The sequence below is a fragment of the Ralstonia soli genome, from assembly GCF_023955655.1.
GTDB classification, from domain to species: domain Bacteria; phylum Pseudomonadota; class Gammaproteobacteria; order Burkholderiales; family Burkholderiaceae; genus Ralstonia; species Ralstonia soli.
Genome location: NZ_JAMXHT010000001.1, coordinates 420263 through 437661, shown reverse-complemented (window position 1 = coordinate 437661; position 17399 = coordinate 420263). Strand labels below are relative to the sequence as shown.

At 63.2% G+C, this 17399-nt stretch carries 17 protein-coding genes; 9 read left to right on the top strand and 8 right to left on the bottom strand.

Annotated features, from left to right (window positions below):
* Positions 1-20: 20 nt before the first annotated feature.
* Positions 21-725, bottom strand: coding sequence for a recombinase family protein (locus tag NG900_RS01985; protein WP_252676154.1), 705 nt, complete (start codon positions 723-725; stop codon positions 21-23).
* Between the two features lie 632 nt (positions 726-1357).
* On the opposite strand from NG900_RS01985, the gene phaP reads away from it, so the two are divergent.
* The 7 genes from phaP to NG900_RS01950 all read left to right on the top strand — a co-directional run bounded on the left by phaP (position 1358) and on the right by NG900_RS01950 (position 5396).
* A complete protein-coding gene (gene phaP / locus NG900_RS01980) occupies positions 1358-1915 on the top strand; it encodes a TIGR01841 family phasin (RefSeq protein WP_252676152.1) in 558 nt (185 codons plus the stop codon).
* Between the two features lie 23 nt (positions 1916-1938).
* The gene (gene phbB, locus NG900_RS01975) at positions 1939-2682 is read left to right on the top strand and encodes an acetoacetyl-CoA reductase (protein WP_252676150.1); all 744 of its coding nucleotides are present in this window, start codon (positions 1939-1941) and stop codon (positions 2680-2682) included.
* A gap of 61 nt (positions 2683-2743) precedes the next feature.
* Positions 2744-2980, top strand: coding sequence for a hypothetical protein (locus tag NG900_RS01970; RefSeq protein WP_252676148.1), 237 nt, complete (start codon positions 2744-2746; stop codon positions 2978-2980).
* Between the two features lie 134 nt (positions 2981-3114).
* Positions 3115-3546 (top strand): DUF1488 family protein, encoded by a 432-nt coding sequence (locus NG900_RS01965; protein WP_252676146.1) that lies wholly within the window; start codon positions 3115-3117, stop codon positions 3544-3546.
* On the top strand, positions 3537-3773 hold the full coding sequence (locus NG900_RS01960; protein ID WP_252676145.1) for a hypothetical protein: 237 nt from the start codon (positions 3537-3539) through the stop codon (positions 3771-3773). Before NG900_RS01965 ends, NG900_RS01960 begins: the two co-directional genes overlap by 10 nt.
* A 169-nt stretch (positions 3774-3942) precedes the next feature.
* Positions 3943-4212 carry a MoaD/ThiS family protein gene (locus NG900_RS01955; protein WP_252676897.1) on the top strand — a complete coding sequence of 90 codons (270 nt, stop codon included), beginning with the start codon at positions 3943-3945 and terminating at the stop codon, positions 4210-4212.
* A gap of 56 nt (positions 4213-4268) precedes the next feature.
* Complete coding sequence (locus NG900_RS01950; protein ID WP_252676143.1) at positions 4269-5396, top strand: WD40/YVTN/BNR-like repeat-containing protein; 1128 nt, start codon at positions 4269-4271, stop codon at positions 5394-5396.
* A 415-nt stretch (positions 5397-5811) separates the two neighbouring features.
* Here the strand turns inward: NG900_RS01950 and NG900_RS01945 are convergent, their stop codons facing one another.
* The 5 genes from NG900_RS01945 to glmU form a co-directional block, all read right to left on the bottom strand.
* The gene (locus tag NG900_RS01945) at positions 5812-6552 is read right to left on the bottom strand and encodes a hypothetical protein (RefSeq protein ID WP_252676141.1); all 741 of its coding nucleotides are present in this window, start codon (positions 6550-6552) and stop codon (positions 5812-5814) included.
* 310 nt (positions 6553-6862) lie between these two features.
* Positions 6863-7789 (bottom strand): hypothetical protein, encoded by a 927-nt coding sequence (locus NG900_RS01940; protein ID WP_252676139.1) that lies wholly within the window; start codon positions 7787-7789, stop codon positions 6863-6865.
* Positions 7768-8676, bottom strand: coding sequence for a hypothetical protein (locus NG900_RS01935; protein WP_252676137.1), 909 nt, complete (start codon positions 8674-8676; stop codon positions 7768-7770). The genes NG900_RS01940 and NG900_RS01935 overlap by 22 nt, the downstream gene beginning before the upstream one ends.
* 204 nt (positions 8677-8880) lie before the next feature.
* Positions 8881-10719 (bottom strand): glutamine--fructose-6-phosphate transaminase (isomerizing), encoded by a 1839-nt coding sequence (glmS, locus tag NG900_RS01930; RefSeq protein WP_252676135.1) that lies wholly within the window; start codon positions 10717-10719, stop codon positions 8881-8883.
* Between the two features lie 116 nt (positions 10720-10835).
* Positions 10836-12203, bottom strand: coding sequence for a bifunctional UDP-N-acetylglucosamine diphosphorylase/glucosamine-1-phosphate N-acetyltransferase GlmU (glmU, locus tag NG900_RS01925; protein WP_252676133.1), 1368 nt, complete (start codon positions 12201-12203; stop codon positions 10836-10838).
* A gap of 306 nt (positions 12204-12509) precedes the next feature.
* Between glmU and NG900_RS01920 the strand changes: the two genes are divergently transcribed.
* A complete protein-coding gene (locus NG900_RS01920; protein ID WP_252676130.1) occupies positions 12510-13328 on the top strand; it encodes a DUF6279 family lipoprotein in 819 nt (272 codons plus the stop codon).
* Here the strand turns inward: NG900_RS01920 and ttcA are convergent.
* Entirely contained in the window at positions 13325-14257 is a 933-nt protein-coding gene (ttcA, locus tag NG900_RS01915; protein WP_252676128.1) for a tRNA 2-thiocytidine(32) synthetase TtcA, read from the bottom strand. The genes NG900_RS01920 and ttcA overlap by 4 nt on opposite strands.
* A 166-nt stretch (positions 14258-14423) precedes the next feature.
* Here ttcA and panE point away from each other — a divergent pair, with 166 nt between their 5' ends.
* Positions 14424-15380 carry a 2-dehydropantoate 2-reductase gene (gene panE / locus NG900_RS01910; protein ID WP_252676895.1) on the top strand — a complete coding sequence of 319 codons (957 nt, stop codon included), beginning with the start codon at positions 14424-14426 and terminating at the stop codon, positions 15378-15380.
* Positions 15381-15653: 273 nt separating this feature from the next.
* Here the strand turns inward: panE and NG900_RS01905 are convergent, their stop codons facing one another.
* A complete protein-coding gene (locus tag NG900_RS01905; protein ID WP_252676126.1) occupies positions 15654-17396 on the bottom strand; it encodes an efflux transporter outer membrane subunit in 1743 nt (580 codons plus the stop codon).
* Between the last annotated feature and the right edge of the window lie 3 nt (positions 17397-17399).

Genomic DNA, 17399 nt, shown 5'->3' with positions numbered 1-17399 from the left:
TGCAAAGAAGAAGGGTTGGGTTAGGCCTTGCCACGCCCGTCGGCAAGTGTGGAAGGCTCGCTCAGATGTTCGGAGGCACCGTGCCGGCCGGCATGGGCTGACCGTACGCGCAATACCGTCTGCCGGGAAGTGCCGAAGCGCCGGGCCGTTTCGCTGACCGACGTACCATCTGCCAGCGTTTGCACGATGGCTTGCTGCTGCACCTGGGTCAGCGTCGGCCGGCGCCCGAGCTGCCGGCCGGTCGCCTTGGCCTTGGCCGCACTGGCGCGCATGCGCTCGCTGCGGGTCGCCTCGTCGAGCGCTGCCAGCGCCTGCAACAGGACCACGGCGGCCGGCGGCGTGTTCCGCGCCAGATCCGCCCGGCCCAACTGCACGCAGTACAGCGCAACGCCGATCTTGCGGAATTTCATGATGGTCGAAAGGATGTCCTGGACGCCGCGCCCGAGACACGACAACTGCATTGTCACCACCGTATCCCCAGGCGCGGTGCGCTGCATCAGCGCACGCAACTGTGGCCGCTCAAGCGCGCGCATCGATGACGGCATGCTTTCCCGGAACGCATTGCGCAGGTCGACGACGTAGCCGGCGCGGTCGGCCGTCAACAACTGACCTTCAAGCGCAGTCATGTCGGGCGCACTGTTCGAATACAGGAAGGTCGACGGCACGAAAGGCCTTTCGGGATTGTGTTGTGTCCGAAATTCTACACTTCCGAACAGTCGCTCCAACTCTGGATTAACCGGCCCACGTGCCCTCCCACACCATGGTTACGGCACATTTGTGACGCCCCGGGTGAACCCCCTCCACCTGCCGGTTGAGGAGGGATTTCACCAATCAGCCGGCCGGTTTTTGCAGCGCAGCAAGCTACAGGCAGGCCCATCAACGCTGTCCGCAAGGCAGCGATTCAGCACAGGCGACGGTCATATCGTTTTGCGCAAAGGTGACTTAGGCTGGTTTCGCTGCGCCCCTCAAAAAAACTCTCTCGCTTCACCTTGCCGACATGAATACAACTCAGCGGCTCACGGTTCGATCCGGAGGCGGTGCGCTTTATGTCATTGCCGTCTGGCAAGGCATGGCGCCGTACACCGACCGGGTCAGGGCCGTCTCTGCACACATTGATCCCGAGCGTGGCGAAGAATGTCTGGCGATCGATGTCGACGACGTTTGCGCATCGCAGTTGTACCTCGTTGCCGCGGCACTGAATCAATCGCTGTTGCCCATGACGGCAACGGTCGAGCGAAGCCCCGCTGCGGGGTACGCCCCCGCCTGATTTCGCCCCCCCCAACGCAAGCCCCCTTTCCGACGCAACGGTGGCAGACGCTGCACGACCGATGCTCGGAGCCAATGACCGGAGACAAAGATGACTTCAACCACCCTCAAGCCGACCGCCGTACAGGCAGCCAACCTGGACGTCGCCTTTGGCTTGACGGCCAAGACCCTCGACATGTGCCTGCAGCTCTCCGAGCTTGGTGTGCAGGCCATGAAAGAGAGCATTGCCGACTATCAGGAGAACATGCAGAAGGCGCTCACGGTCGACAGCCCGCAGGCGTGGTTCGCGCTGCAGGCAAGCACGATGGAACCTGCCGCGCAACGGGCACGGCGCTACCTGCAGCAGGCGAACGAAATCACCGCTGCCGCGCGCGCTGATCTTCAGAAAGCGGCCGAACTTCAGTACGAAACGGGCCTGCGCAACATGCAGCAGGCGATCGAGAATCTTTCGCAAAACGCCCCGGCCGGCTCCGAGAACGCACTGAACGCCTGGCAATCGGCCGTGACGTCGACCGCAGCGTTCTATGAATCCATGCAGCAGGCGACCCGGCAGGCAATCGAATTTGCAGGAAGCCGCGCAGTGGAAGCCGCCACCGCCGCGTCAAACGCCGCGCAGAAAGCCAATGCCCAAGTGGCGGGCAACCGATAACGCAAACAGAGAGACGCTCGATCATGAACAAGCAGATCGCTCTGATCACTGGGGGGATGGGGGGAATCGGTGAAGCCATCGCCGTCCGGCTGTTTGATGCCGGCTATGCGGTGGTAGTCACGCATTCCCCGGGGAACAACGGCGCCATGGAGTGGCTGGCGCGCATGGAGGCAGGCGGCCGGAACTTTGCCGCCTACGCCGTCGATGTTGCCGATTACGCGTCGTGCCAGGACTGCGTCGGGCGCATCCGGACGGAAACGGGCCCCGTCGACATCCTGGTCAACAACGCAGGCATCACCCGCGACAGCAGCTTCAAGAAGCTGGACCAGGCCAGTTGGGACGCCGTGCTTCGCACCGACCTCGATTCGGTCTTCAACATGACCAAGCAGGTGTGCAGCGACATGGTGGAACGGGGCTGGGGCCGCATCGTGAATATCGCGTCCATCATCGGCTCCAAGGGCGGCTTCGGGCAGGTCAACTACGCCGCCGCCAAGGCAGGCATGCATGGCTTTACCAAAGCGCTGGCGCTCGAGGTGGCCGGGCGAGGCGTGACCGTCAACACGGTGTCGCCGGGCTTCATCGCCACCAAGATGGTCACCGCCGTGCCCAAGGAGATCCTGGAGTCGAAGATCATTCCGCAGATTCCGGTGGGGCGGCTGGGGCAGCCGGAGGAAGTTGCCGCGCTGGTCCAGTACCTCTGCTCGCGCGAGGCCGCCTTTGTAACGGGCGCCAACATCGCCATCAACGGCGGGCAGCACATGCAATAGCGCAGGCCATCCACGATGCATCGAGCCCGCTCAAGACAAGACCAATGCGATGGAGACCGCTGTGCTGAGCCCTCATGAGTTTGCTGTCCTGCTCCTCGTCAATCACGAGGACGGCGCCGAATCACGCGAATTCAATCGCGTGGATATGGCGGCGCTGATCGAACACCACCTCGTCACGCTGGAGCGTCGGGGCCCCAATCACTGTTACGCGCACGTGACGCTGCAGGGGTACCTGTTCCTCAAGGCCGCTGCGCATGTCCGCGCAAACCGGCGGCGGGCGACCTGTGCCGTGCGTTGAATGCGCATGTGCTGAAAGACATGGCGCATTCAACTTGCCCGCAGCCCGCAGATATCGTCCACTGCCGGCTGCGTTTTCTTCTTTCCCACCCGACCACGGCGTCCAGCGATGGCGGTGCGTCTGGAGAGACCCGTATGGCAAGCGTCCAGGAAACCGCTGCACGGGACGAGGTGCCGTTCACAACGGGCTCACCCATCATGCAGATCTCGTTCACGGGCAGAACATTCAGATCGGTGGGAGACCTCATCATTCAGGCGGTCGTCAACAACCGAGTCGTCAGCTGCATCGTCACGTCCGAAGCACTCGCACTCTGCGCCCGTGGATATCAGGGCGTCAGCGTTGAAGAGGTCTACCTGCGCCACCGGGAACGGATCGAACAGGCCGCGTCCGGGTTGATCCGGGCAGGTCGCCAGGCGCCGGTCATGGTCTGTGGGCACGCCTTGATGGCGCTGGACGCGCCTTCGTTGAAACACACGCATGGCGCCACGGACGCCACGATACAAGCCGGGCCCGCGCGCGCTTGGCTTGACGTCGACCAGACAACATCGAGACCAGCATGGACGTGACTGTGACCGCGAAGAACGGCTATGTCGAAGTCCGGGTCACCCGCCGGCGCGATGGGAGATGGGACGGGCTGTATCGCTACGTGTCGAATCGCGGCAAATCGACGGACTGGCACAGCGCCGCGATGCCAGAGGGGTTCGTTACGCCAGGCATCGCAATCAGCGCCGCCATCTTCGTGGGGCGCTCGTACGCAGAAAAGCAAGGTGAGGACGAGAAGTCCGATGCTTGATTGATACCGCCGAATCGGCGGGACGCGTTGCACATGATCGGCGCGACGGATGCGTCACGTCTTCGGTTTCGCCATCCGCGCCCGCGCCTGCGAATCCGCTCACGCCGCGCAGAACCTGCCTACACTACAGAACCACCCGGCACGGCCGCCCGCGCGCGACGACGTTTTCATGGCGTATCTCTTTTTCGCTGCCTCCATCCAGCGGCACATCGCAACGCCGGAGCGCGAGGTCGATGCGCGCACGCTGGGTGAAGCGCTCGAAGCGGTGTTTGCCGACCAGCCTCGGCTGCGCGGCTACATCCTCGACGATCAGAACGCGCTGCGAAAGCACCTCGCCGTGTTCATCGATGGCCAGCCGGTGCGCGACCGGGAACGGCTGTCCGACCCGCTCGACAAGGCCAGCCGCGTGTACGTCATACAGGCGCTGACCGGCGGCTGACGAGCGGCTCGCGGGCGAACCGCGCACGCCCTCCCCCTCGCAAGGAGAGACTCGACATGAACGATCGATTGCTTGTCGCCACGCGCAAGGGGTTGTTCACCCTGCAGCCTGACGCCACGGGCCGATGGACGCTCGGCAAGCCGGAGTTCGTTGGCGAACCGGTGAGCATGGTGCTGCCCGACCCGCGCGACGGATCCCTCTATGCCGCGCTCAACCTTGGTCATTTCGGCGTGAAGCTGCACCGCCGGCGCGCGGGCATGGCCGACTGGGAAGAGTGCGCCGTCCCCACCTACCCGCCGCAGCCCGCCGACGCACCCCACGCCGGTGACCGCGCGGATGCCGCGGCGCCCACCCCACCCTCGCCCGCGTGGACGCTGCAGCAGATCTGGTCGCTTGAAACCGGCGGCCCGGACGAGCCCGGCGTGCTGTGGGCCGGCACGATCCCCGGCGGGCTCTTCCGCTCGGACGATGGTGGCGACACATGGGCGCTGAACCGCGCGCTATGGGACCGCCCGGAGCGCCGTGAATGGTTTGGCGGCGGCTATGACGCACCGGGCATCCATTCGATCATGGTCGACCCGCGCGACAGCCGGCACGTCACGATCGGCGTGTCGTGCGGCGGCGTCTGGCAGACCACCGATGGCGGCACGACCTGGCGCGTCACGGCCGACGGCATGGAGGCCGACTACATGCCGCCCGAGCGGCGCGGCGATACCAACGTGCAAGACCCGCACCGCGTTGTCCAATGTGCCGCCAATCCCGACGTGCTGTGGACGCAGCATCACTGTGCGATCTATCGCTCGATCGACGGCGGGGCGCACTGGCAGCGCATTGAAGCGCAGCCATCGAGCTTCGGCTTTGCGGTGGCCGTGCATCCCCACGCGCCCGACACCGCGTGGTTCGTGCCCGCCGTGAAAGACCAATGCCGCATCCCGGTGGATGGCCGGCTCGTCGTCACGCGCACCCGCGACGGCGGACGCACGTTCGAAGCGTTGTCGAACGGATTGCCGCCCGCCCCGGCCTATGACCTCGTGTATCGGCATGGCCTGGCCGTCGACCACTCCGGCACGCGCCTGGCGATGGGGTCGACCACCGGCGCGCTTTGGGCCTCCGATGACGGCGGCGAAAAATGGCAGTTGGTCTCTGCGCATCTGCCGCCGATTTATTGCGTCCGGTTCGGGTGAGTGCGACATTCGGCGGGCACAAAAAAAAGCCGCTGTAGACAGCGGCTTTTTTCTTGGCAGATGACGTGTGTTTGTTGAACGGTAGCGCATCTCTTGGGTACAAAACTACCGCATACATCCACGCCTGTTAGGGCTCAGGAACCCAGCCAGCCTCGGCAAGCGCGCTGGGCTCAGCCCCCATGCCTCACGAGCATTTGCAACGCGGTCAAACTTTCGAAAAGAAAGGCATCTCTTCCCAGAGACATCAGGCTCCGCGCTATCCGATCCCCCTGACGAAAGGACTCGTGCAGCACGATGCGCACAGGGATATTGTGCCTCGATGCGCCATGCAATGTCCTGCGGTGTGCGGAGGAGTCCGCGAGCGCTTAGTCTGTGGGGGCAGCTATCGACCCATAACGGTCAGTCGCAACGGTGTCTACTGCTCCAGAACCTGATCTGAGAACCTGATAACTTCCCTGTAGATTTCCTGCCAATGCGGCATAAGAGAGGCGTTAAAAACGTACACTACACTCAGCCCATTTTTGTAATGAAAATTACTGCCGCAGTCTGCTGGTTTCTGATTGCCTAAAGTCATTGTTCCGCCAACAGAACAATGAATCCATAATATCCGGCCGTCAATTGACCTGAAACTATCGTCCAGAGGTATGTAATCGAAGCTGTGCAGGGTGTCACCAGCTATCGGCATATACTCCTTGAGCCCCCATTCAACCTTATCAACAACTTTGGAGGACCGGCGCAGAAGGTCCGATAGCGTAGCTTCGGCCCATGCTGAATTCAGCAAGCCTGAACGGAAGCGAATCTCAACTGTGTCATAAACCAAGTGCTCGGGCGTTCTTCTTATCGAAACAAGTTTCCTCTGGGGGTCCAGCTCCAGGGTTACGCTGGCCTGATACGCAAAACCCTTTTTTATTGTTTTTGGATTTGGATTGTGAGTATCTGGCGTATAGACCGAGACTGGTACCTCCGGAGGAAATCGCAGTTTGGGGTGACTCCCATCTCTGTCGTTAATCAGTGTGATCTCGTTGACCCTCTTTCCATCATTAACGATACCGTGTAGTTCGTCGAAAGCCGGGGTGTTTTCCGGGGGGACACGTTCTTCACAGCCAAACGCGCATAGCGCTAGCCCAATTGTCACGACACCCCGAACGCTTTTCATGCATCAGCCCCCATTCAGAACCCATTACGCAATGCAACATCGACGCCGTACTGCGCTTGGCCCTGACGCCCATACAGGTAGCTCTGGGTGGCCTTGTGCTCTTGTCGAAACAAGAGATGGCACATCCTCTCGAAATCTTGCCAATACTTCGGCGGCTACCATTGCTTGTGCACGTTGTGTTTGTCCGTGGACGTTCAATTGACCACGCTTGTTGTTCGGCAACCTTCTCACGTTAGTCGAAGCAACTACATCAACACGACTTGCAAGAGGCGCGCAGCGTGGTACGTGGGGTAGATTTGAGAAAACCCGGCTAGATGGAGAACAGGACTGTAGATCTGGCGTCGATGCGCGCACGATCATCTAGCTCATCCAGTATGCGTGCGCCCTCGGTAGGGTCTCTCGCTTCAATGAGAGACATTTTCTTCTGTGCGCTCATGAACCGAAGTCGCTCAAGGAGTTCCCGCGCAACCGCCTCGGCCTCCCTAGACAGAGAGTCGGCAAGTGCCGCGGTGTTGACCAAGATGGATGGCTGCGCCGGAGCAGAATTGCGTAACAGCGTCGCCGCAATATCTAACTCGAACATCTTGCTCTCGGCCTCTTTTTGCAAGGCCAACAAGTGGGGTGCAGATTGAGGCAGGCTTGTCACTTGGACGAGGTGTTGATTGTGTGCGTAGTCAAGCGTAATTTCGGGCGCGCCTGGCCATTCAACTTTCCGGTTGAACCGGGCGCGCCTCTCACTCTCCTCGCGCGAGAATACAGACCGCACCGACCGAAGAAACCGACTCGTCGGGACAGTGTTCCGCTGGACCGTTTCGAGCTCATCGACATATGTGTCTCTCGTCCCAAATGCTGAGAGCATCCGCACCGCAGTGTCGATCACCTGTGTTTTCGAGTATCCACGCACACGGGCTTCTTTCCCCACGATAAAGCCATCGAACGGGGCCGATAGCTCCGTGAGGCGCAACCCATCTAGCAGTTGCTGATGAACGAACCGTGCAACGTGTTCAAGAATTCCGTACGCCGATGCCGCTCTCTTGGCGCCGAGCATCGCTTTTAGTTGCTGCTGTCGAAACGCGATATGGGTTGATGCGTCCCCCGTGACAGGAGCCTCGTATCGAAGGGCCACCACCGCAACAAATCGCTCACCAGTTGACTCGTTTGGTTGCCAGAGTATCGGCACAGCATGCGCAGCGAAAGGCGGCGCTCCCCATGCGTTCAGTTCATCGAAGTGTTCCAAAGCGCCTCCGCATTTGGTTTTCTCAGCCGCGCTTCTATATGCAATGCCAACGGTTCGAGACGCAACGCAATCAAATCCACAATCAACGCTGCCATCCGTACAATGTCCGACACCTGCCCTTGTAGTACACGCCACTTCCGCATCTCAATCGCGAGGATCTTGAGTCTCTGCGCATGCTTGGAGAGCTGCCGCGCCTCTAGTTCTACTCCGTGATCTACCGGGCGACGCTTGACCACCTGCTCTAGCAACTGATTGACTCTCGCCGTGTGCTCGACGAGTTGTGTACGTGCATTGCTATCCTCGATAGAGGCATACAGCTTCGAGATAGGCTGCAGGGCGAGATTGTGGTCGAAAAGCCACCATTTCGTCCCGTCGAACAGAAGATTCTGAACGTGTCGATCAGGATTCGCTACCAATTCGTCCCATGCGGAGCCGGCCGGCCCGGCCTTTTCCCCGCAGACTTGGTCCCAAATATACTCCGCAGCCTGCCCGCCTTGATGAGCTAGTTGAGCGGTGAACGGGTCCTCTGCCTGGAACAAGCTACCGAAAAGCAGGACGGGGTTTCGTGTGAGCCCCACCGGATGCGATGGAAGATCATCAAGATCCGCAAAGACCAGCGCCGGTCGAGGAACGGGAAGACTGAGAACCTGTGAAGCGAGTCCGCATGCCAGTTCAATATAAATCTGACCGGCATTCGGCAAATGCTTCACGACCACTGGAATGCCAGGCTCATCGGCACCGGGGACTCCAGCAAGCCCCTTCCAAGCGGCGTTGAGATGCTTCCCATGCAGCTTCTCTGCCACCCCTAGCAAGCGGTAGATGGGCGGACGTGACACCAACTCCCGTAGATCAGCAGGAACAGTTTTCTTTGGATTGCTCGTCGACATGGCTCACCCCCGTGAACTGCAAATATCGTCGCGAAGCAACCGCCCGTCAAACCTGCCAGCCGACTCCGTTCCGATTTGTCCAAAAAATCCATAACTCGGATTTTTTTGTCCTCTTCAGTCGGAGCCAAGCTGCACTTGGGGTTACGCCGTCAAAAAATCCACAACTTTAGTAAGCTCAAGACGCGGTAAAAACTGCGACTCCGCTTACTCCACCGTGACCGATTTTGCGAGGTTACGCGGCTTGTCCACATCCGTGCCACGCGCCAGCGCCGTGTGATACGCCAGCAGCTGCAGCGGCACCACGTGCAGGATCGGCGAGAGCTGGCCGTAGTGCTCGGGCATGCGGATCACCTGGATGCCGTCGCTGGAGTGGATCTGCGTATCCGCATCGGCAAACACATACAGCTTGCCGCCGCGCGCGCGCACTTCCTGGATGTTGGACTTGAGCTTTTCGAGCAGCGCGTCGTTCGGGGCGACCGTCACCACGGGCATCTGCTCGGTCACCAGTGCCAGTGGGCCGTGCTTGAGTTCACCGGCGGGGTACGCCTCGGCGTGGATGTACGAGATTTCCTTGAGCTTGAGCGCGCCTTCCAGGGCGATCGGGTAGTGCAGACCACGGCCCAGGAACAGCGCGTTCTCGCGGCGGGCAAATTCTTCCGACCACGCGATGATCTGCGGCTCCAGCGCCAGCACGGCGTTGAGGGCCGAGGGCAGATGGCGCAGGTGGCGCAGTGCGTCTTCTTCCTGCTCGGTGTTCAGGTGGCCGCGCAGCTTGGCGAACGTCAGTGCCAGCATGTACAGCGCAGCCAGCTGCGTGGTGAACGCCTTGGTGGAGGCCACGCCAATCTCGGTGCCGGCGCGCGTGAGGAACTTGAGCTGCGTCTCGCGCACCATGGCGCTGGTCGCCACGTTGCAGATGGCCAGCGTGTGCGTGTGGCCCAGTGCGCGGGCGTGACGCAGCGCGGCCAGCGTGTCGGCGGTTTCGCCCGATTGCGAGATCACGACGACCAGCGCGTTCGGGTTGGGCACGGTCTCGCGGTAGCGGTATTCGCTGGCGACTTCCACCTGCGTCGGGATCTTGGCGATCGACTCGAGCCAGTACTTGGCCGTGCAGCCTGAGTAGTAGCTCGTGCCGCACGCCAGGATCAGCACGCTGTCGACCTTGGGCAGCACCTGCGCGGCTTCCGGGCCGAACAGGTCGGGGCCGAAGCCCTGCACGCCTTCCAGCGTGTCGCCCAGGGCGCGCGGCTGCTCGAAGATTTCCTTCTGCATGAAGTGGCGGAACGGGCCGAGTTCCACGGCGGCGGCGTACGTGCCGACTTCCTTCACTTCACGCTCGACGATGTTGTCGTGCACGTCGGCCACGGTGAAGCCCTCGCGGGTGAGCTCGACCACGTCGCCTTCTTCCAGGTAGGCCATGCGACTGGCGGTGCCGGCCACGGCCAGCGCGTCGGACGCGAGGAACGATTCGTTCTCGCCAATCGCCACCACCAGCGGCGAGCCGGCGCGCGCACCGACCACCACATCGGGGTTGTCACGCGCAAACACGGCAATCGCATACGCGCCGTGCAGGCGCTTGACCGTGGCACGCACCGAGGCGAACAGGTCGCCGCGCGTCTTGCTGCTCGGGTACGTGTAGGCCTGGTGGACCAGGTGGGCGACGACTTCGGTGTCGGTCTGCGATTCAAAGCCGTAGCCGGCGGCCTTGAGCTCGTCGCGCAGCGCTTCGTAGTTTTCGATGATGCCGTTGTGCACCAGGGCGATGGTGTCGCCCGAGAAGTGCGGGTGGGCATTGACCGTGTCCGGCTTGCCATGCGTGGCCCAGCGCGTGTGGGCGATTCCGATGGCACCGTCCAGGTGGCTCGTCTGTGCCTGGGTATCCAGGTCGGCCACGCGCGACACGGTGCGTGCGCGCTCGAGTTGGCCGTCGCGCTGCACGGCTACGCCGCAGGAGTCATAGCCGCGGTACTCCAGGCGGCGCAGGCCTTCGATCAGGACGGGAACGATATTGCGCGTGGAAACCGCGCCAACGATACCGCACATGTTGTGTTCTCCAGTTGGGGTGCAGCGCCACAGTCAAAGTGCGCTGCACTCGGTCATTCAGTATCGATGCTCAGGCGCCGACGCGGCATCCGCTGTTCGGCGCAGGAGAAAACCTGTCAGCTTGCCTTCTTCTGTTTGACGGGGCGCTGCCAGTTTGGAATCGTGGTCTGGCGCGCACGCGACACCGTCAGCGTGCCCTCGGGCGCATCCTTGGTCAGCGTAGTACCGGCGCCCAGCGTGGCGCCCTTGCCCACGCGCACGGGCGCCACCAGCTGCGTGTCCGAGCCGATGAAGGCGTCGTCCTCGATGATGGTGCGGAACTTGTTCGCGCCATCGTAGTTGCACGTGATGGTGCCCGCGCCGATGTTCACGCGTGAGCCCACCGTCGCATCGCCCACATAGGCGAGGTGGTTGGCCTTGCTGTGCGCCGCGACCTGGCTGTTCTTCACCTCGACGAAGTTGCCAATGTGCACGTCTTCGGCCAGCTCGGTGCCCGGGCGCAGACGCGCGTACGGGCCAATGCGCGAATCGGCACCCACCTTGGCCTGTTCGATATGGCAGAACGGCAGGATCTCGGCCCCGGCGTCGATGGCCGCATCGCGGATCACCGCATTGGCGCCGATGCGCACGCCGTCGCCCAGCGTGACGTTGCCTTCGAAGATGCAGTTGACGTCGATCACCACGTCGCGCCCGCACGTGAGCTTGCCACGCACGTCGATGCGCGCCGGGTCGATCAGAGTGACGCCGTCTTCCAGCAGTTGCTGCGCGAGGTTGCGCTGGTGGATGCGTTCCAGCTCCGCCAGCTGCACCTTGCTGTTCACGCCCAGCGTTTCCCACTCAGCCAGCGGGTGCGCGGAGGTGATGGGCACACCCTCGGTGGCGGCGCGCTCGATCACGTCGGTCAGGTAGTACTCGCCCTGCGCGTTGTCGTTGGACAGCGTGGCCAGCCAGCTCTTGAGCTTGGCCGTCGGGCAAACCAGGATGCCGGTATTGACCTCGTGAATGGCAAGCTGTGTTTCGTTGGCGTCTTTCTGCTCGACGATGCGGGTAATGCGGCCGGCGGCGTCGCGCACGATGCGGCCGTAGCCGGTCGGGTCGTTCAGGTGCACGGTCAGCACGCCCAGGTGGTCGTTGCCGGCGGCGCCGACCAGCGCACCCAGCGTTTCGGCGCGGGTGAGCGGCACATCGCCGTAGAGCACGAGGGTGGGCACGCTCTCGTCGAGCTGGTCCAGAGCTTGCATGACAGCGTGACCGGTGCCGAGCTGCTTGTCTTGCGTGGCGAAGGCGATGTCGGGCGCGCCGACCATCTCGCGCACGCGCTCGCCGCCGTGGCCCACCACCACCACCAGCCGCGTCGGCGACATGGAGCGGGCGGTTTCAATCACGTGTGCCAGCAACGGAATGCCCGCCAGCGGGTGCAGCACTTTCGGCAGGGCGGAGCGCATGCGTTTGCCCATGCCGGCAGCAAGGATGACGATATTCACAAGGAGGTTCCTAGAGTGACGCGAAGCGATAGCCTGCGATGGGACCCCGAACGCGCGAATGGCGGCCCGAAACCCGTCGCCCGCCACCTCCCCCCGGGATGGCCGGACCGCCTGCAAACCCTTCTGCGGGGCGCATTTGCGGCGCATAAGACACAGACGAAAAATTTTAACATGGGGCCCACCCTCCCCCTGAACCGGTCAAACGGTCGAATTGTTGCAATTCCGCCATTACCGGGCTGGTTAAGCCGCTGGCCGGTCATGCTGGCGGCGGTCATCTTGTTGGGCTGCCTGCACGCCTGCAGCGCCGTGAAATTGGGCTACCAACAGGGCGCGCGGCTCACTTATTGGTGGGTCGACGGGCAGTTCGACCTGCAGGACACTCAGACCGGCCCCACGCGCGAGGCCATTGGCCGCTTGTTTGCCTGGCACCAGCAAGATCAGTTGCCGCGCATGGTGACGGTGCTGGAGCGCGCACGGGACGAGCTCCAGGAGCCCGTCACCGCCCCGCAGATCCGCGCCTATCAGGACGCCTTCCAGCAATTCGGGCGCGCCGCCTTCGACCGGGCCAAGCCCGACATCGCCCGCCTGCTGCTGAGCACCACGCCTGCGCAACTCGTGCACGTGCAACAGAAGCTGGACGAGAGCAACGCCAGGTTCCGCCACCGTTATCTGGGCGACACGCCTGACGACCGCCTGCGCGCCCGCCTCAAAAAGGTGATGGAAGATGCCCGGCTCATGTACGGCAATTTCTCGGCGGAGCAGGAAGCGGTCATCCGCGCGGCCATCACCCCGATGGTGGACAGCACGCCCGCGCGGTACGAAGAGCGTATCGCCCGGCAGCGCGTCTGGCTCGCACTGATTGCCCGGGTACAGCAGGAGCGGCCTGATGAAGCCACCGTCGTGCAGTGGCTCACCGCCTATGCCGACCAATGGCAGCGCGCCCCCGGCGAGCGCGGCGTGCAGCAGCGCCTGCGCCGCGAGGCCGACACCACCATGCTCGTGACCATCGCCAACCTGACCACGCCGCGCCAGAAGCAGCACGCGCGCGAGCGCCTGCAAGGATGGATCAACGATGCGCGCGACCTGATGCGCGAGGACGAGCCGAGCCCGGCCCCGACGACTTAGCTGGCGGCCTGCACGTCAGCCGGCTTGTCCTCCGGCTTGCGCTCAAAGCGCACGAACTCGATGCGGTCGTCGTGCGAGCCGGCAAACACCAGCGGCGCCTGGTCGTAGGCCGTCTGGCCGAAGAGCGCGTCTTCGCCGATCTTCGCCAGGCCGGTGGTCAGGCCGTTGAAGTCGAACAGATCGGTATCCGCCAGGTGCGAGGGCACCACGTTCTGCAGCGACGCGAAGATGTTGTCGATGCGGCCCGGGGTCTGGCGCTCCCACTCCAGCAGCATCTCCTTGACCTTCTTGCGCTGCAGGTTCTCCTGCGAGCCGCACAGGTTGCACGGAATGATCGGGAATTCCATCGCACGGGCGTACGAGGCGATGTCCTTCTCCGCGCAATACGCCAGCGGGCGGATGACGATGTGGTCGCCGTTGTCGGTGGCCAGCTTGGGCGGCATCGCCTTCATCTTGCCGCCGAAGAACATGTTCAGGAAGAACGTGTTGACGATGTCGTCGCGGTGGTGGCCCAGCGCGATCTTGTTGGCGCCCAGTTCCTTGGCGGTGCGATAGATCACGCCACGGCGCAGGCGCGAGCACAGCGAACACGTGGTCTTGCCCTCGGGCACCTTCTCCTTGACGATCGAATACGTGTCCGCCTCGACGATCACATATTCCACGCCCAGCTTCTTCAGGTACGTGGGCAGCACGTCTTCCGGAAAGCCCGGCTGCTTCTGATCGAGGTTCATGGCGATCAGCTTGAAGTTGACCGGCGCGCGCTTCTGCAGCGCCATCAGCACCGACAGCATCGTGTACGAATCCTTGCCGCCGGACAGGCACACGAGGATGGTGTCGCCGTCTTCGATCATCTTGAAGTCGCCGATGGCGCGGCCGACCTGCGACTGCAGACGGGTTTCGAGGCGGTGGAAATTGTTGGAAAACGTCATGGCTTGTCGACCCCGCCAGCGCTGAATAATGGCCAAACGGGCGTCAAATCGTGAGGAAAATCAGCATTTTAGCGCGCCCGGGGCGCCGCCTGCAGGGTCCGGAGAACAGGCCTAGAATCGTTTGCCTACCCTTCTGCTCGATGGATACAACCCTATGACGACAGCAATGCGGATTCTGGTGCTCGGCGCCGGCGGCACCGGTGGCTATTTCGGCGGGCGGCTCGCCCAGGCCGGCGCAGACGTGACCTTTCTGGTGCGCCCCGCACGGGCGGCCCTCTTGCGCGAACACGGACTCGTGATCCGCAGTCCGCGCGGCGATGCGCAACTGCCCGTGCAGACCATCACCGCAGACCAGGCTGCGGCCTGGGGCCAAGCCGACCTGGTGCTGCTGAGCTGCAAGGCCTATGACCTGGACGATGCCATCGCCGCAATCCGCCCCGTGGTGGGCGAGCGCACGGTGGTGCTGCCGGTGCTCAACGGGCTGGCGCATCTGGAGCGGCTTGATGCGGCGTTTGGCGAGTCACGCGTGCTGGGTGGCCTCTGCCACATCAGTGCGACCAGCGCGCCGGATGGCGCCGTGCTGCACCTGAGCAATGGACAAGGCCCGGCTGCGCATTCGATCACCTTCGGCGAGCGCACGCCGCATGCGCCGCGTGCGCGCACCGAGGCCATCCGCGATGTGTTTGCCACGGCGCAGTTTGACTCCGTGCTGGCGGAGACCGTCATGCAGGACATGTGGGAGAAGTTTACCTTCCTCACATCGCTGGCCGCGATGACGTGCCTGATGCGGGCAACCGTGGGCGAGATCGTTGCCACCGACGAGGGCCGGGCGCTGAATGAGGCGATGTTTGCGGCGTGCGAGCAAGTGGCGGCGGCTTCGGGGTATCCGATCCGGCAGGCAGCGCGCGAGCGCGGCTTGCATGTGCTGACGCAGGCCGGGTCGCCGCTGACGGCATCCATGCTGCGCGACCTGGAGAGCGGCGCGCGCGTGGAGGCGGATCACATCGTGGGGGACATGCTGCGGCGGGGGCGGGCGATTGGCGTGGATGTATCGCTGCTGCGGGTGGCTTATGCGCATTTGCAGGCGTATCAGCAGCGGTTGCTGCGGCCGGCGGTTGTTTAGTTGTTTTGCGGTTTGGGTCCATCCCTTGTTTCATCCCCTGCCGGGGCTGACTCACTTTCTTTGTCTTGCCAAAGAAAGTAAGCAAAGAAAGGCGCGCCCGAGATGGCGAAAGATTCCTTGAATTGATGTCGCAGGGAGGGGAAGGGGAAAACTCGCTTCGCTCAGACAGTTCCCCTTCCTTTTTCCTCCCTGCAACAGAAATTCAAGGCGCCATTTAGGGCAAGAACGTCAACAGCCACACCGTCTGGGTGCTGGTGTTGGCGATTTGGTTTACTACTGCCAGCCGCCGCCCAGGGCTTGCATCAGGGCGGCGGAATCCAGCAAGCGATCGGCTCGGCTCTGTACCTGTTGCAGCGTTGCCTGGTCGACCTGGCGCTGCGCATCCAGCAACGCTAGCGTGCTGATGCCGCCGGCGGCGTGGCGGGCTTCGGCGGCGCGCAGGGTCTGCTGGGCCTGGTCGGTTGCCAAGGCTTTTGCCTGCAGTGCTTGTGCGTCGTTGTTGACGGCGTGCAAGGCGTCGGCGACTTCCTGCAGGCCTTGCAATACGGCTTGCCTGTAGGCGGCGCCGGCTGCGTCGTAGGCGGCTTCGGCTTCGCGCTTTTTCGCGCGCAGGGTGCCGCCGTGGAAGAGCGGCTGCGTGAGCCCGGCGCCCAGGTTCCAGATGCTCGATCCCGCGCCAAGCAGGTTGCGGAAGCCCGTGGTTTCCGAACCCAGCCCTGCGGACAGCGTGATGCGCGGGAACAGATTGGCGGTGGCCACGCCCACGTTGGCGCTGGCTTCGTGCCACATGGCCTCGGCGGCGCGGATGTCGGGGCGGCGCTGCGCAAGCGTGGACGGCAGCGATACCGGCAGCGGATCAGGCAGGTGCAGCGCGTCGAGCGCCGGCAACTCGGGCAGCCCGGCGCCGGGTTCGCGGCCCAGCAGCACCGACAGACGATGCCGCTGCTGCGCAGCCTGCTGCATGAGCGGCGGCAACGTGGCATCGGTCTGCGCGACGAGCGTGCGCTGCGAGAACGCATCGACCTGCGCGACGCCGCCCACGCTCAATCGGCGTTCGACGATCTCCAACTGCTGGCGCTGCTCTGTCACCAACCGCTGCGCGGTCGCGATCTGCGCGTCCAGCGCCGCAATGCGCACTACAGTCGTCACCACATTGCCGGCCAGCGATAGGCGCGCTGCCTCCACCTCGTAGCGTTGCATATCGACCTGCGCGCGCGATGCCTCCAGCGCCCGGCGCACGCCGCCAAACAAATCCAGCGCATACGACACCGACAGCGACGCCGAATACAGCGTGAACGGCCCCGGTTTGGGCGTGTTGAAACCAAACGCCTCCGGGTTGATCTGCTGGCGCACGGCGGAAACCGACCCATCCACCGAGGGCAACGCATAACCAAACTGCGCTTCCGCTTCAGCCTGCGCCTGGCGCAAGCGCGCTTCCGCCTGCACAACCGACGGGCTTGCGCGCAGCGCTTCATCCACCAGCGCGTCAAGCGCGGGCGATTGGAACAAGTGCCACCAATCAACCGGCACATTGGCATCCGTCAGATGCTGCGCTTGGCCACCGAGCGTTGGCGCCGATGCTGTCTCGCGCGGTACGGGCTGTGCGGAATAGCTCGGCGCCGTAGGCGCGGCAGGCGTCTTGAAGTCAGGCCCCACGGCACAACCGCTCACCGCCACCGCGGTCACCGAGACAACACCAACACCCCACGCGCCACCAACCAGCGCACCCCCAAGCGCCAACACACGCCCCCAGATGGTTTGGCCGTACCCTGCCCTAGATGGCGCCTTGAATTTCTGTTGCAGAGAGGAAAAGGGAAGGGGAACTGTCTGAGCGAAGCGAGTTTTCCCCTTCCCCTCTCTGCGACATAAATTCAAGGGGAAGTCGCCATCTCGGGCGCGCCTTTCTTTGCTTACCTTTCTTTGGCAAGACAAAGAAAGTAAGTCGGCCCCGACAGGGGACGAAACCGGGGATGCACCAACAACGCCATCACCACGAAACCTCAAAAGCGTACGCATGGC

Coding starts and splice junctions, on each gene's coding strand:
- NG900_RS01945 (WP_252676141.1), bottom strand. CDS start 6,552: ATGAAAAGCGTTCGGGGTGTCGTGACAATTGGGCTAGCGCTATGCGCG.
- NG900_RS01955 (WP_252676897.1), top strand. CDS start 3,943: ATGGCGTATCTCTTTTTCGCTGCCTCCATCCAGCGGCACATCGCAACG.
- phbB (WP_252676150.1), top strand. CDS start 1,939: ATGAACAAGCAGATCGCTCTGATCACTGGGGGGATGGGGGGAATCGGT.
- NG900_RS01965 (WP_252676146.1), top strand. CDS start 3,115: ATGGCAAGCGTCCAGGAAACCGCTGCACGGGACGAGGTGCCGTTCACA.
- phaP (WP_252676152.1), top strand. CDS start 1,358: ATGACTTCAACCACCCTCAAGCCGACCGCCGTACAGGCAGCCAACCTG.
- ttcA (WP_252676128.1), bottom strand. CDS start 14,257: ATGACGTTTTCCAACAATTTCCACCGCCTCGAAACCCGTCTGCAGTCG.
- NG900_RS01960 (WP_252676145.1), top strand. CDS start 3,537: ATGGACGTGACTGTGACCGCGAAGAACGGCTATGTCGAAGTCCGGGTC.
- NG900_RS01950 (WP_252676143.1), top strand. CDS start 4,269: ATGAACGATCGATTGCTTGTCGCCACGCGCAAGGGGTTGTTCACCCTG.
- NG900_RS01935 (WP_252676137.1), bottom strand. CDS start 8,676: ATGTCGACGAGCAATCCAAAGAAAACTGTTCCTGCTGATCTACGGGAG.
- panE (WP_252676895.1), top strand. CDS start 14,424: ATGCGGATTCTGGTGCTCGGCGCCGGCGGCACCGGTGGCTATTTCGGC.
- glmS (WP_252676135.1), bottom strand. CDS start 10,719: ATGTGCGGTATCGTTGGCGCGGTTTCCACGCGCAATATCGTTCCCGTC.
- NG900_RS01905 (WP_252676126.1), bottom strand. CDS start 17,396: ATGCGTACGCTTTTGAGGTTTCGTGGTGATGGCGTTGTTGGTGCATCC.